Annotated in this window: 10 protein-coding genes and 1 riboswitch; of the genes, 9 read left to right on the top strand and 1 reads right to left on the bottom strand. The window is 40.8% G+C overall.

What is annotated here, in order from left to right; translation table 11 throughout:
* Positions 1–239: 239 nt before the first annotated feature.
* From ACWIB3_RS15830 to ACWIB3_RS15795, 8 genes are all read left to right on the top strand, one after another.
* A complete protein-coding gene (locus ACWIB3_RS15830; RefSeq protein ID WP_454292097.1) occupies positions 240–3,575 on the top strand; it encodes a toll/interleukin-1 receptor domain-containing protein in 3,336 nt (1,111 codons plus the stop codon).
* A 3-nt stretch (positions 3,576–3,578) separates the two neighbouring features.
* Positions 3,579–5,267, top strand: coding sequence for an NAD-binding protein (locus tag ACWIB3_RS15825; protein WP_454292096.1), 1,689 nt, complete (start codon positions 3,579–3,581; stop codon positions 5,265–5,267).
* Between the two features lie 47 nt (positions 5,268–5,314).
* Positions 5,315–5,407: riboswitch (TPP riboswitch) on the top strand.
* A gap of 57 nt (positions 5,408–5,464) precedes the next feature.
* Positions 5,465–6,274: a hydroxyethylthiazole kinase gene (gene thiM / locus ACWIB3_RS15820; protein ID WP_185218331.1), complete on the top strand. Its 810-nt coding sequence runs from the start codon at positions 5,465–5,467 to the stop codon at positions 6,272–6,274.
* Complete coding sequence (gene thiE / locus ACWIB3_RS15815; RefSeq protein WP_454292095.1) at positions 6,258–6,890, top strand: thiamine phosphate synthase; 633 nt, start codon at positions 6,258–6,260, stop codon at positions 6,888–6,890. Before thiM ends, thiE begins: the two co-directional genes overlap by 17 nt.
* Positions 6,887–7,726: a bifunctional hydroxymethylpyrimidine kinase/phosphomethylpyrimidine kinase gene (gene thiD / locus ACWIB3_RS15810; RefSeq protein ID WP_454292094.1), complete on the top strand. Its 840-nt coding sequence runs from the start codon at positions 6,887–6,889 to the stop codon at positions 7,724–7,726. The genes thiE and thiD overlap by 4 nt, the downstream gene beginning before the upstream one ends.
* Entirely contained in the window at positions 7,713–8,366 is a 654-nt protein-coding gene (gene tenA / locus ACWIB3_RS15805) for a thiaminase II (RefSeq protein ID WP_454292093.1), read from the top strand. Before thiD ends, tenA begins: the two co-directional genes overlap by 14 nt.
* A gap of 158 nt (positions 8,367–8,524) precedes the next feature.
* A complete protein-coding gene (locus tag ACWIB3_RS15800) occupies positions 8,525–8,938 on the top strand; it encodes a CBS domain-containing protein (protein WP_093097648.1) in 414 nt (137 codons plus the stop codon).
* Between the two features lie 147 nt (positions 8,939–9,085).
* On the top strand, positions 9,086–9,550 hold the full coding sequence (locus ACWIB3_RS15795) for a copper resistance protein NlpE (RefSeq protein WP_185213811.1): 465 nt from the start codon (positions 9,086–9,088) through the stop codon (positions 9,548–9,550).
* Positions 9,551–10,477: 927 nt separating this feature from the next.
* Here ACWIB3_RS15795 and ACWIB3_RS15790 read toward each other — a convergent pair.
* On the bottom strand, positions 10,478–11,515 hold the full coding sequence (locus ACWIB3_RS15790; RefSeq protein WP_185218335.1) for a quinone-dependent dihydroorotate dehydrogenase: 1,038 nt from the start codon (positions 11,513–11,515) through the stop codon (positions 10,478–10,480).
* Positions 11,516–11,567: 52 nt separating this feature from the next.
* Here ACWIB3_RS15790 and ACWIB3_RS15785 point away from each other — a divergent pair, with 52 nt between their 5' ends.
* Positions 11,568–13,478: an ABC-F family ATP-binding cassette domain-containing protein gene (locus tag ACWIB3_RS15785; RefSeq protein WP_454292124.1), complete on the top strand. Its 1,911-nt coding sequence runs from the start codon at positions 11,568–11,570 to the stop codon at positions 13,476–13,478.
* The last annotated feature ends 527 nt before the right edge of the window (positions 13,479–14,005 follow it).

The following is a 14,005-nucleotide window of genomic DNA, read 5'->3' as shown; positions in this document are numbered from 1 at the left end:
TAAAAGTTTAACAGTACTCTATATTTATTCCACAAATATTTTACAGAAATAAGGAGCCATCCCCCTGTTCATTAAAATCTACATATTACGAATGATAATTAGCAGCAGCGCAAAACATGGAGTTAATTCAATAATTAAATTAAGTTAAAAGCCAGTTTTTATTCAAATTTTTTAAAAACTCTTGAAAAGGGATTGGTTTTTGTCATTTGAAATTCAAGATACTACCAAATAGCTATTACATGGAAAATCAAGAGCAAGACCTAAGTAAGAAGTATAAAGCTTTTATAAGTTATAGTCATAGTGATAATCAGGGTGAAGGTAGGAAATGGGCGGATTGGCTACACCATGCATTAGAAACCTATGAAATCCCTGAAGACCTTATCGGTAAGAAAAATGCTGCCGGCCAGGAAATCCCAAGACAGATTTACCCCGTTTTTCAGGATGAAAAGGAACTTTCGGCCAGTTCTAGCTTGAGCAGTTCCCTGACCTCAGCACTCGACCGTTCTGAATTCCTGATCTATTTAAGCTCTCCTAAGTCAGCCAGATCAACTTATGTACGGGACGAAATCAGGTATTTCAAACAGACGGGCAAATCCAAGCAGATCATGGCTTTGATCCTAAAAGGTGAGCCTGAATATGGCGATACACATACCGAAGCACAATGTTTCCCTGATGAACTGCGATATAACATTGATCAAAATGGACAGGTAATCAAAGATCAACCGGAGGAAGTACTTGCTGCTGATGTCCGTATTCCACATACACAGGACGAAGGATTCACCACTGCCGAAGGCTATCGCCGGTATTTGCACGAACAAGGAGTAGCAAACCACCTCATCAAAAACCAGGTCGAGGAATACAAGAAAAGATTGGACCTCGCCTTGTTGAAAATAATATCCGGAATATTGGGCGTACCATTGGGTGAATTGACCAAGAGGGACCAAGCCTACCAATTGGAGAAAATAAAACAGAAGAACAAAAATATCAAACGCATTGCAACGGCCATTGCTGCCTTGGGTATCCTAGCCATCATTGCCGGTATTTTTGCCTGGAACCAAAGAAACTCCGCCTTGCGCAATCTTGCAAAATCATTGTATGCTTCAGGAATCAATAAATTGACCGAAAGCGAATATGGTGATGGCGCCGCATATATTGCGGAAGCAACCCGAAGAGGTGATGAAAGTGCAGAACTTTTTGCACACTCCATGTTGTCGGTCCAAGATGATCTTACCAGAATGCCAAATGTCAATTACGGTGTAACGCGCTTCTCCCCTGATGGCAAATGGTTGGTTGGGTTCGCCAGTGCCGGAAACAATTTGAATGTACTCCAAGTTTGGGATGCCGTTGATCGGAAACTTATTAAACAACGGGATGATATCACCGCAATCCAAACCCGCTACCCGCTGTTCGATGGACAGAACAGGGCATATGTTACCACAACGAACAGCAATATCGTCAGATACGATATTGAAAAGGACCAAAAAGAGGAACTTCGATTAAATCCGGACAGCTCCTTTATTGCCATAATAGCTGTTTCACCAGACGCTAAATATATAGTATTCAATAAAAGGTCACGGGAAGTCGTACTTTTCAATACGGAAACAAAACAAGAACAGGTCATTTCGGCAACAGAGCAGATTGCTCCATCTTCTGCATATATTGACAATAGCTCCAAAACTCTATTTGTGGAGCGTCTATTTCCAGAAGATTCTGAAGTTAGCATCTATGACCTAGCTGCAGTCGACCCTAAACCAGTCTTTAAAAAACACTTCAAATCTGGAATCAAGACACCGACCTTCAGTAATGATGGAAACCAAATTGCCTTTCACAATGCTGATGGAACGAATTATTTCAACAAATCCAATGGCGTTCAATGGTCTGCCCCATCAGCCATGTTGGTCAGGTTTACCGGCTTCACCGGTAATGGTAATCTATACCAAGGAAATGATTCCCAGATCAACCAGATCAATACGTCGAACGGATCCATTACCAAAACCAGTAAATTACCAGAAAACATCTTCTTTTTCAGCAACATGATGAAGATTATGGAACAAGATGCTAGAAATGCAGAAACCAACTCACCAGATTGGACCCAATCTTTGGTAAGTGGAAATTCACAGACCTTTATTGAAAACAAAAAAGGCGACCCCTTAAGAGTGGCACAGTTCTATGAAACCAAAGATCTTGCCCATATTGAGCCAGGTATTACCGATGATTCTGCATTCTTACGATACAGAGCTGGAAAGTCAGTGGAAAAGATGGATCTTAAGACTGGCGAAAAAACCAAAAACTTTATTCAGGTACCTGAAGAGGTAACGGTTCACCTAGTACTCCACAAAACTAAACGGATACTTGTTAAGGGCAAAAGTGGTAAAACCTACTTCTTTGATGCCAGCACGGGGAAACCAGTTGGAAAGCCATTTGATTCTCAAGCGAAACTTTACATCTTCAATAAGGATGAAACCCAAGTCCTCGCAAGGACCGGTAAGAACAGCTTTGCATCTTGGGATATTGAAACCGGAAAACAGAACATCAATTATACGCAGGAACAGGATATCGCTGGTTTTACGGTTAGCCCAGATTACAGATCAGTGATTTTAGTAAATCCTGATGGCTGGAAAGTGGTGGATATTGCTTCTAAAAAAGTTCTTATCGAAGGAAAGGACGCTTTGAGCAGTGGCGCTTTCAGTCCTAATTCTCAATACTTGATCAAGGTCAGTTCTACCGGCGATGCACAGGTATTAGAAACCAAAACCTATAAACCTATTTTGGAAATGAAAACCATCGCTACGCCGTTTATGGTCTTCAATAACCAAGGAAATATACTGGCCCTTTCTGAAGACGCCACCCATATGCGGTTATGGGATTTGGAGGACAAAAAATCATTTGGCCAAACTATCCGCATCAGCAAAAACACACAATACTTCCATTTCTCGGATGATGACAAGCAGATCTTTGTACAGGATGACGGCGAAGGAATGCGTTATGCAGCAAAGGTGGTTGATGCAAAAACCGGAAACATCCTGACTATGCCCTTTATCAACCAGCGATTTGATCAGATCAATGTAATGCCAGGCGACAAAAGGTTAATGACCATTGAATCACTCATGAATGGCATCGCCATCAATATCTGGGAAGTTCCAGGACAGGTCAGCATGTCCAAAGACCAATTGGCTAGAGATTTGGAGAAATTCTATGGTAAAAAATATGACAATGAAACCGGAGCAATCCTGAACTATATTGATACGACCGGCACCTATGACACCTGGTATTTTGAAGATCCATTCGTCAGGTCAGTATCCCCTAGCTCCAACGTCAAGATTACCGATATCTTGAAGAAAAACTACCCTATCCAAAATGAGGCGAACCTTCAATTGTTGGCAGTGACCTATGACTACCATCCGTTGGCCAGGGCTATGGTTGCCAATTATTTCAGCAGTAAGCCTGAAACGAAATTGATAGGTCAGCGTATGGTTGACATTACAGAAAAACAATTGATCAAGATCAAGAACAAAGAACTGAAATCTGAAGTTGAAACGCTCCTAAAAGAAGCAAAACAGAACTTAAGCAAATAAAGAATGAATTTGACAAGAAGACAAAAAGGTCTATTGGGAATAGCATTTGTATGCTTTTTGATAATATTATCTTGGATCGGTTTATCCAAGTTCTTTCCTGAGAGCAACTCCTTGAGGTACCTACCTGATCGGATATACCGCATCATCAAAATCGTATTCGGTGGCGACCCTTCAGGTTCAGGCCTAGAAGCTGAAAATGTACCCTGGGAATTGATCCTAGCTAAGATATGTGCCATTGGCATTCTGCTTTTCGGTGCCTACAAGATTATTCAAAAGGTATTCTCCGAACAGTTCAATCTCTTAAAGGCTTCTTTCAAACAGAACCATGTCATCTCTGTGGGTATCTCAAAAAAAGGTAGGCAACTTTTCCAAAGCCTAAAGGAAGACTATAAGCAAAAAGGAATTGCCATTGAAAAGGAAACAGAGCATGCCGACATCAATTCTGTAAAAAAACAGGGCCACTTAGTGATTATCGGAAATGCCGAAGAAGAAAGTACCCTACTGGAAGCAGGGATCAAACGCGCCTCTTCACTGATCGTCTTCCTAGAAAATGAGCAAACCGTAATTGAAATCATTGAATCTGTTCAGGATATCTACGATAGATCAAAATGTCAGAACGACCTGCTTTGCTTTTTACATATCAGCAACCCAAGGTTGATCGACTTGGTCAAGAACACCGGAATCCATTTAGATAACAACCAAATCCAACTTCGATTCTTCAACATCCACAAGATGTTGGCAAGGCAGTTTTTTTCGCAATTTCCAATAGATCTTCAGCGATCCGGGAAGGAACTTTCCGATATCAATAAAATCGTATTTTTAGGCTATGGGGATTTCGCAAAAGCCATGTTGGTCCAAGCCATGAGGATTTTCCATATTTCTGTCGAAAATGACCTAAAAATTGCTGTTTATTCCGAGCAAGCTGAAAAAGACAGGAATTACTTCATCGAGCAATATCCTAAAGCCAATAAGATTTTTCCTATTGAATTCCATAATTTTCAAGGAACCTACAATGAGCTGGTATCTAGGGAGGAATTATTGGATAAAGGCAATGAAACTTTGTTCATTACTGCTTTCGACCAGGACCAAACTAATCTCAATACCGCTTTGGAACTCTTGGACAAAACCCAGAATAGTAAATTCCCGATCTATGTGCTCAATGCTGAAGGAAAAGGTTTGCGGAAGTTGATCCGCTATTCGGAAGAAAGCGATAGGATAAAATTCTTTGGTCAGATGGAAGATATCTGTAACCTTGAATTTATCACGGGCAATAAATTGGACAAATTAGCCCAGGCCATCCATGATGATTATAGAAAATTACTTTCCGGTACCAGTTCAGAAAGTGCCCGATACACCTCTGATTGGTTAACCCTGAGCGAAGATGCAAAAGATGCCAGCCGAGCGCAGGCAGACCATATTCCCTATAAGTTTTTATTGACCCATAAAGAATGGCCAGTAAACCAGCCGGATGCAATAGCTTTCAGTGAGGATGAAGTGGAAACCTTGGCCATTATCGAGCATAACCGCTGGATGGCACACCGATATATCAATGGTTGGGACTATGGGGAAGTACGAAATGATGAGCTTAAACTCCACCCCTCCCTGATTCCTTGGGAAATCTTGAGCGAAAGTGAAAAACAGAAAGATCGAGACACCATCCTTAGAATTAAGATTCTTTTGAACGAAAAATAAAGCTATAGCCCAAGAATTTGTCTTTGCAGATTGTTTGGGCTATATTTGATTGGCTTTAGGGGTATTCTAATAGGAATTGAGACAGACCCTTTGAACCTGATACGGTTAAAACCGTCGTAGGGAAAAGCAAAATTGCTTGGCAAACCTAATTGCCTATTCCCTCCCTTCAGCCATTATTGTTTTTAATTTTTCAAATAATGGAAAACGACATTTATCATTTATTGACTCAAGTCCGAGAAAAATCTCCACTCGTTCAAAACATTACAAATTTTGTGGTCATGAACAATACCGCAAATGCCCTTCTGGCACTTGGTGCATCTCCAATTATGGTCCATGCCGAAGAGGAATTAGAGGAAGTCCTCAGTTTCTGCAATGCCCTTGTCATCAACATCGGTACCCTAAGCAAACCATGGGCAGAAAATATGATCCTAGCCGCAAAGCTGGCCAACAAATTAGCTAAACCTTGGGTATTGGATCCGGTTGGTGCAGGTATCTCTACCCTACGCAATGAAACGCTAAAATCTCTATTGGAATTAAAACCAACGGTCATTCGTGGGAATGCTTCTGAAATTATCGCCCTTCAGAACTTTAACAATAAAAGTGCTAAAGGTGTGGACAGCACCCAATCAAGCAGCTCGGCCCTAGATGCCGGAAAGTTACTGCAAGAGGAAACGGGATCCATAGTTTGTATTTCCGGTGCCACTGATTATGTCATTTCAAAGGATGAAATCACCGAAATCAAAAACGGCACCGCCGTGATGACCAAGGTAACTGGAATGGGCTGTACGGCTTCCGCAATTACCGCAGCATTCATTGGCTTAGCAAAAGACCCCTACCAAGAAGCTGTCGCTGGTATTGCCATCACTAGTCTTGCAGGCGAATTGGCTGCCAAAATATCGAAAGGCCCAGGTAGCCTTCAACTCAATTTTTATGACATCCTTTACAATCTTGCCAAAGAACAGATTTTAGGCAACTTAAAACTAAAAAAATATGCCAATCCATCCTGATTTCCCCTATCCCCTTTATTTGGTGATTTCAGAAAAAGATTGTGTTAAAATGAATTGGCTGCAAGTTGCGGAAGAAGCCATATTGGGCGGGGTGGATATCATTCAATTGCGTGAAAAAGAACTCAGCCATACGGAATATTTGAACAAGGCAAAGGCACTGAAAAAAATTACAGACCAATACCAGATTCCTCTGATCATCAACGATGCTCCTGAAATTGCAGTTGAAATCCATGCTTGGGGCGTTCATGTTGGCCTTTCGGATACACAGCCCCTGGACATTGCTGAAAAATATGGAGATATCCTGAAAATTGGCTGGTCATTGGAATACCAAGATCAACTGGAAAGTCCTCAAATAGCCCCAACCCATCATCTGGGGCTCAGCCCTATTTTTAAAACAGCGACAAAGACCAATACTGTGACCACTTGGGGTATTCACGGTATACAAGAAATAAAACTAAAAGCCGATAAACCGCTGATCGCTATCGGTGGCATGAACCAGGACAATGCTGGACAGGCATTTCAAGCCGGCGCAAATTCCATTGCTGTCGTTTCTGGAATTTGCGGCAGTTCAGACCCAAGAAAAGCAGCCGAACTGTTGAAAGGATTATTAAAATGAAAGAAAACAAAAAATATAAAGTACCAACTGTTCTCAGTATAGCGGGCTTTGACGGCAGTGGTGGTGCCGGCATCCAAGCTGACACCAAAACCATTTCATCCCTAGGCTGCTATGCCATGAATGTATTGACGGCTTTGCCGGTACAAAATACCCAAGGGGTGAAGAACATCTTCGACATCCCTGTTGAGGCTGTAAAGGAGCAATTAGATTGTCTCTTTGAAGATATCTATCCCGACAGCATCAAAATAGGGATGGTACATAATAGCAAATTGGTCGAAACCATTGCTAATTCCCTGAAAGATTATAAAGGCAGTATCGTCTTTGACCCGGTTATGGTTTCCACTAGCGGACATCGGCTGATCCATGAAGAAACCATAGCGGCCATTAAAGAACTATTGTTTCCGATAGCCCAAATCATTACCCCTAATCTTGATGAAGTTTCCGTATTGGTGGGTAGAGAAATCAGCAGCGTACATGCGATGGAAGAAGTCGCTGATGAAATCTTGAGCTTAGGCTGTAATGCTGCACTATTAAAAGGTGGACATCTTCAAAGCGATATACTCACCAGTATATTGATCCAGAAAAACCAAGCAGCGCAATATTTCGAATCTAAACGTGTGAATACCAAGAACACACACGGCTCAGGCTGTTCGCTTTCCTCTGCCATTGCATCATTCCTTGCCCGTGGCTATCACTTGGAACAATCCACCGAAAATGCTCTCATGTATATCAACAGTGCCATAAAAGGAAGCAAAGATCTGCTGATAGGAAAAGGAAATGGACCACTGAATCACTTTTTTAACCCTCAAAGACTCATTAAATATGAAATGGACTGATCAAGCTTGGGAAGCTATCCAACCCATCTATCATAAAATATTGAAAATGCCCTTTATCGAAGAATTGAAAAACGGAACCCTCCCATTGGAAAAGTTTCAGTTCTATATGCTACAGGATGCCAAATACCTCGAACATTATGGACGAGCACTTGCGGCACTCGGTTCAAAGGCAGAGGACAATGAAATGGCCTTGGACTTCTTTGAATTTGGCAAGAATGCCTTGATCGTGGAAAGAGCTTTACATGAGGCTTATTTCAAGCAATTCAAGCTTGAACCCAATCAAGAGATTATGATAGAGCCCGTTTGTCACCATTATATTCACTTCTTGAAAAGTACGGTGGCCTATGATCCCATAGAGGTAGCTACGGCAGCCATCTTACCTTGCTTTTGGATTTACAAAGAAGTGGGAGACCATATCTATCAAAACCAGAATACAGATAATAACCCTTACAAGAATTGGATTGAGACCTATAGTGGCGATGAATTTGCCGAAGGTGTGAAAAAAGCCCTACAGTATAGTGATTACATGGCAGAAAACAGCACAGATAAAGGTAGAAAAGCCATGCTTGAAGTCTTTATTGCCGCAAGTAGATTGGAATTTAATTTCTGGGATGCTGCTTATCGGAATATAAAATGGTAAGCAATTCTTGAATTTTGGGCCAACTATTAAGTTACAAAAAAAAGTACAATATTAGCGCGGTAAAGATCATTTATTAACGTAATTAATCTCCTGTTTTTGGCGCAATGCAAACATGATATTTGAGTAAAGGATTAAGCAAACCATTAAAATCAAATATCATGAAACAAAGAGTTCCAGTATCGCAGATTATGACAACCGAGTTGATCACATTGACTCCAAAAGATAGCTTATATGAGGCGGAGAAACTATTCAAGAAACATAATATCCGTCACTTGCCTATTGTAGAGGGCAAAAAATTAGTTGGGGTAGTCAGTTATTCTGATTTATTGAAAATTAGCTATGCGGATGTAAACGAAGAGGATGATATCGAAACTATCGTTTATGATATGTACAGCATTCCGCAGTTAATGGCTAAATCACCATTGACGGTAGATCCTGAAGCGACTATAAAGGAAGTGACAGAAACCCTTTCTCAAGTTTCTTTCCACTCCATTCCAGTCGTGGACGGTGAAGACCTTGTAGGGATAGTAACTACAACAGATCTCTTAAAATATTTTATCGATCAATATTAGTATTTTGTTAATAATTAATTTTCAGCTGTAGACCAAATGGGTTTACAGCTGAAATTTTTTATAAGGAAATTTATTATTACAAAAACTCTTGGTAATGTAGCTTTTGGCGCAGTTTTTGGGCATTTTTGAATATAAAATTTATGTTATATGAAACAACTATGCTTACTTGCTGGAACCGCAGCGTTATTGACATTCGGTTCTTGTACTTCAAACGCTAATAAACAATTGGAATCTAAAGATTCAAGTGAAACGGTATTGACAGATTCTAACCCCGTTGACAGCACCCATACATCCCAAAATTCGGTTGATTGGGCGGGTACCTATTCTGGCGTATTTCCTTGCGCTGACTGTCCAGGAATCAAAACTACGGTGACCTTAAACTCCGATGAAACCTTTACCTATGAAGGTGAATATCAAGAAAGAGACACTAAAATTGAGGATACCGGTAAATTTATGTGGCATGACAACGGCAGTGTCGTTCATTTAGTAGGTAAAGAAGTAAACATGAAACTAAAAGTTGGCGAAAACCAATTGTTCTCCCTAGACCAAGATGGAAAACCTATCGACGGTCCTTTGAAAGACAATTATATCTTGAAAAAAGTAACTCAATAGTATTGAGTTTATAGATATTGTACAGAGCTGGTTTGAAAAAATCAGCTCTTTTTATTTTTGCCCCAATGGGAAATGTCATTATGTTAAGTTTTTTTAGTCATCCTGAGGTTCATCCGAAGGATCTCGGAACATTGCAAACCTAATTTTGTGAATAATGCATTGGCGTACAGTTTTTCTATCTTCAATAGTTTGTACTGGCGAACAATTCCTAAATCTTCGGCTAACACCCCATTGTCGTCCTGACGCAGGAAGGATCTCGGAACATAGCAAACCTAATTTTATGAATAATTGCATTGGCATACTTTCCTTTACCTGCGGTTATCCTCCGTTTAGTCATCCTGAGGTTCATCCGAAGGATCTCAGAACATTGCAAACCTAATTTTGTGAATAATTGCATTGGCATACAGTTTTTCTATCTGCAATAGTTTGTACTGGCGAACAGTTCCTAAATCAAAGATTTAGGATGACAGGGTCTTTATATTGAGAACCGTACAGATTCCTCACTATTCGTTCAGAATCAAAATGCGTTAAAGAGGGATTCAGAGTGAAGTGAAGAATCTATTTTTTTATTTTTTGAGGTGTTTGTCATCCCGAAATCGTAAGATGAGGGAACTATTTTTCAAATGAAGAGTGGATACTTCCGAGGCCCATTCGGCAAACTCAGGCTAACACAAAAGGTATGTATAACATTTCACCCACGCTGTGGGTTCGCCATTACAAACATCAAATTTCTACAAAGATTCCACCCCCTCTGGGGGTAATTATCTGTCCTAAAAGGATGAAGGAGTTAATCACCCTAAAGGGAGATTTTGATGTTAGGATTGCAGGAGGCGGGCTTATGCAATAAGCCCCTACAAAATCGGCTACCTTTCCAGCGACATAATGGACACGATCTTGGTCCATCCTCTCATCCCTTCCATCCTGGTTCTACCTACTTCTCTCTTTCAAGATCCCCTTACAGATATCTGCCACCAAAGATGGCCCTTCATAGATAAAACCGGTATATACCTGGACCAAACTTGCTCCAGCATTTAATTTCTCAATGGCATCCGCAGCAGAATGTATACCACCTACCCCAATGATCGGGAAGGCTTTATTGGATTTATCTGCCAAGTATTGGATTACTTCTGTAGAACGACGGGTCAATGGTTTTCCACTGACGCCACCTGGTTCCTGTACCAACATTCGGTGGCTCTGTAATCCCTCTCTGGCGATGGTAGTATTGGTAGCGATTACCCCTGCGATTTTGGTTTCCATCACGATCTCAACGATATCATCCAATTGGGTAAAGGTCAAATCCGGAGCAATCTTTAGAAGGATAGGCTTTGGGTTTGCCTTTTCCAGGTTCAATTGCTGCAATGTATTCAAGATATGCATAAGCGGTTCTTTTTCCTGAAGATCACGCAATCCCGGTGTATTGGGTGAGCTTACGTTTACCACGAAATAATCCACATAGTCAAACAAAGCCTTGAAGCAATAGATATAGTCATTTACAGCTTCTTCATTTGGTGTAACCTTATTTTTACCGATATTTCCACCGATTAAAACACCGTTTCTCTCCTTTAGGAATTTAAGTTTTCCGGCAGCTACATCAGCACCCTTATTATTGAATCCCATACGGTTGATCAAGGCATGGTCATCGACCAACCTGAACATCCTAGGTTTATCATTTCCAGGTTGCGGCTTTGGTGTAACGGTACCGATTTCAATAAAGCCAAATCCTAGTCTAGCCATATCCTCGATGTATTCTGCATTCTTGTCGAAACCTGCAGCCAACCCTACTGGATTCTTGAAGGTCAAGCCAAAGACCTTGGTTTCTAACCTCGGATCTTCTACACAATACAAGGATTTCAACAATGCTTTTGAACCCCATACTTTATTAAAAAATTTCAAGCCTGAAGTCACATTATGATGCGCTTGTTCAGGGTTCATCGAGAAGAAAAATGGTTTAACTAGCTTATACATGAGTGCAAAGGTAGCCAAAGATGCAGAAATATTCATTACTTTTGCACCCGAAATGATATCTATAAATAACTTAACATTTGAAATTGGCTCAAGGGCATTGTACGATGTGGCAAACTGGCATATCAAACCAGGGGATAAAGCAGGTCTTATCGGTGCTAACGGTACCGGAAAGTCCACTTTATTGAAACTTATCGTAGGGGAATACGCACCTACCAGCGGGACCATATCCATGGCCAAAGACCTAAAATTAGGTTATTTAAACCAGGACCTCCTATCCTATCATTCTGAAAAAAGCATTCTTCATGTTGCAATGGAAGCTTTTGAAAGACAAAATCAGCTGCATACGGAAATTGAAAACCTGCTCAAAAAATTAGAAACAGACTATTCGGATGAAATCCTGAATAAATTGAGCGATAAGCAGACTGAATTTGAGGCATTGGATGGTTACAGTATCGAATTTCGTGCTCATGAAATCCTTGCAGGTTTAGGTTTCTCAGAAGAGGAACAAAAAAGACCTTTGGCGACCTTCTCTGGAGGATGGCGGATGCGTGTGATGCTGGCCAGGATCCTCCTGCAAGCTCCTGACATCTTATTGCTGGATGAGCCTACCAACCACTTGGACTTACCCTCCATCAAATGGTTGGAAACCTACCTACAAAGTTTTGAAGGTGCCATCGTGATTGTTTCCCATGACCGCTATTTCTTGGATAGGATCATCAATAAAACGGTTGAATCCAGAAAGGGAAAATTGACCCTTTATGCTGGAAACTACAGCTTCTATCTGGAAGAAAAATCATTGCGTGAAGAAATCCAAGGCAATCAATATAAAAACCAACAGGCCAAGATCAAACAAGAGGAAAGGTTGATCGAAAGGTTCCGTTCGAAAGCAAGTAAGGCTAAAATGGTACAATCTCGTATAAAAGCCCTTGACCGAATGGAAAAGGTAGATGAGGTGGATGATGACAACCCTGAAGTGAACTTCAGCTTTAAATTCTCCAAACCATCAGGTCGACATGTGGTAACCATGGAAAACATTTCCAAATCTTACCCGAACGTAGAAATCCTGGAAAACACGAATGGCCTGATTGAAAAAGGTGATAAAATTGCGTTGATCGGTGCCAATGGTAAAGGTAAATCAACCCTATTGCGGATCGTAGCAGATGCAGATTCTGAATTTGAAGGCAAGAGCACTAAGGGACATAATGTTTCCCAGACCTTCTTTGCCCAGCATCAATTAGAAGCCTTGCACTTAGAAAATTCCATTTTACAGGAACTGGTGGCCTTTGCGCCTAAGCATACCGAAACAGAACTACGTTCCATTTTGGGAAGTTTCCTTTTCACTGGAGATGATGTTTTCAAAAAAATCAAAGTCCTTTCCGGAGGTGAAAAATCAAGGGTGGCTTTAGCTAAGGCATTGACTGCAGATGCTAACTTCCTAGTACTCGATGAGCCGACCAACCACTTGGATATGGCTTCCGTTAATATCTTGATCCAAGCCATGCAACAATATGAGGGTACATTGATCGTGGTTTCCCACGACCGTTACTTCTTAGAGCATGTGGCAAACAAGATTTGGTTTATCGAAGACAAAGAAATCAAGGAGTATCCAGGTACCTATCAGGAATATGAGGAGTGGAACTCGAAACGTGTGATCAAACCCGAAGCAAAACAGGAAAAGAAACCGAAAGAGGAACCTAAAAAGGAGAAAGTCGCTCCTACTGAAGATACCAAAAGAATTATCCAGAAGAAAAACAAGGAACTTGCAGCCTTGGAGGAAAATATTGGAAACCAAGAAACCTTGGTTAAGCAATTGGAAACCGAGCTTGCTCAAGAGGAAATCTATTCCGATGCAGTAAAATTGCAGGAACATACCAGAAATTACAACTCTGAAAAAGCCAAATTGGAAACCCTGCAACAAGATTGGGAGACATTGGCAGAAGAGATCATGGACCTAGAAAATTAAAGTCATTTTCTTATCCTAATTCTGACCTTATTCGAGAATCATTCGAGCCATATTCGAGAAATATTCTATCCACTTTGCGAATTTTCCGAATATGTCTCGAATAAGGTCAAACCAAAATCCAGGAAATCTCCTAGATCCCCCATCCTAACTTCACAGCTAGCACCGATGGCAATGCGATTAAGTTCAGTTTTTTTATGCTGAGAGACCAGGGAATATATGATTTTATTTGCATACTGTTCCTACACCTTCGTTCATTTCAAATCTAAGATGAGAAAACTATTTTCTATCCATAGAAAGATTTTTTGAAAAATATTTCACCCCCTCTGGGGGTTGGCCGTTTCAAACATCCAAGTTCTACAAAGACTTCACCCCTTCCAAGGGTTTCCCAGATGATAATAAATTAGGTTTGTATGCTGCGGGCATATGCAATATGCCCCTTCTATGTTGTATTCCAAATTTTTTCTTGATTATTTGCCTCTATGGTTGTTTTTCCTTTCCCTTTCCCTTGCTTTGGGCCAAAGGTTGCC

It is taken from the genome of Sphingobacterium sp. NPDC055431 (assembly GCF_053644255.1).
Note: the sequence above shows the minus strand (reverse complement) of the source record. Positions and strands in the feature narration are given on the sequence as shown.

Excerpts from the sequence above, each read along its gene's own strand:
- ACWIB3_RS15830 (WP_454292097.1), top strand. The coding sequence starts at position 240 with ATGGAAAATCAAGAGCAAGACCTAAGTAAGAAGTATAAAGCTTTTATA.
- ACWIB3_RS15825 (WP_454292096.1), top strand. The coding sequence starts at position 3,579 with ATGAATTTGACAAGAAGACAAAAAGGTCTATTGGGAATAGCATTTGTA.
- thiM (WP_185218331.1), top strand. The coding sequence starts at position 5,465 with ATGGAAAACGACATTTATCATTTATTGACTCAAGTCCGAGAAAAATCT.
- thiE (WP_454292095.1), top strand. The coding sequence starts at position 6,258 with ATGCCAATCCATCCTGATTTCCCCTATCCCCTTTATTTGGTGATTTCA.
- thiD (WP_454292094.1), top strand. The coding sequence starts at position 6,887 with ATGAAAGAAAACAAAAAATATAAAGTACCAACTGTTCTCAGTATAGCG.
- tenA (WP_454292093.1), top strand. The coding sequence starts at position 7,713 with ATGAAATGGACTGATCAAGCTTGGGAAGCTATCCAACCCATCTATCAT.
- ACWIB3_RS15800 (WP_093097648.1), top strand. The coding sequence starts at position 8,525 with ATGAAACAAAGAGTTCCAGTATCGCAGATTATGACAACCGAGTTGATC.
- ACWIB3_RS15795 (WP_185213811.1), top strand. The coding sequence starts at position 9,086 with ATGAAACAACTATGCTTACTTGCTGGAACCGCAGCGTTATTGACATTC.
- ACWIB3_RS15790 (WP_185218335.1), bottom strand. The coding sequence starts at position 11,515 with ATGTATAAGCTAGTTAAACCATTTTTCTTCTCGATGAACCCTGAACAA.
- ACWIB3_RS15785 (WP_454292124.1), top strand. The coding sequence starts at position 11,568 with ATGATATCTATAAATAACTTAACATTTGAAATTGGCTCAAGGGCATTG.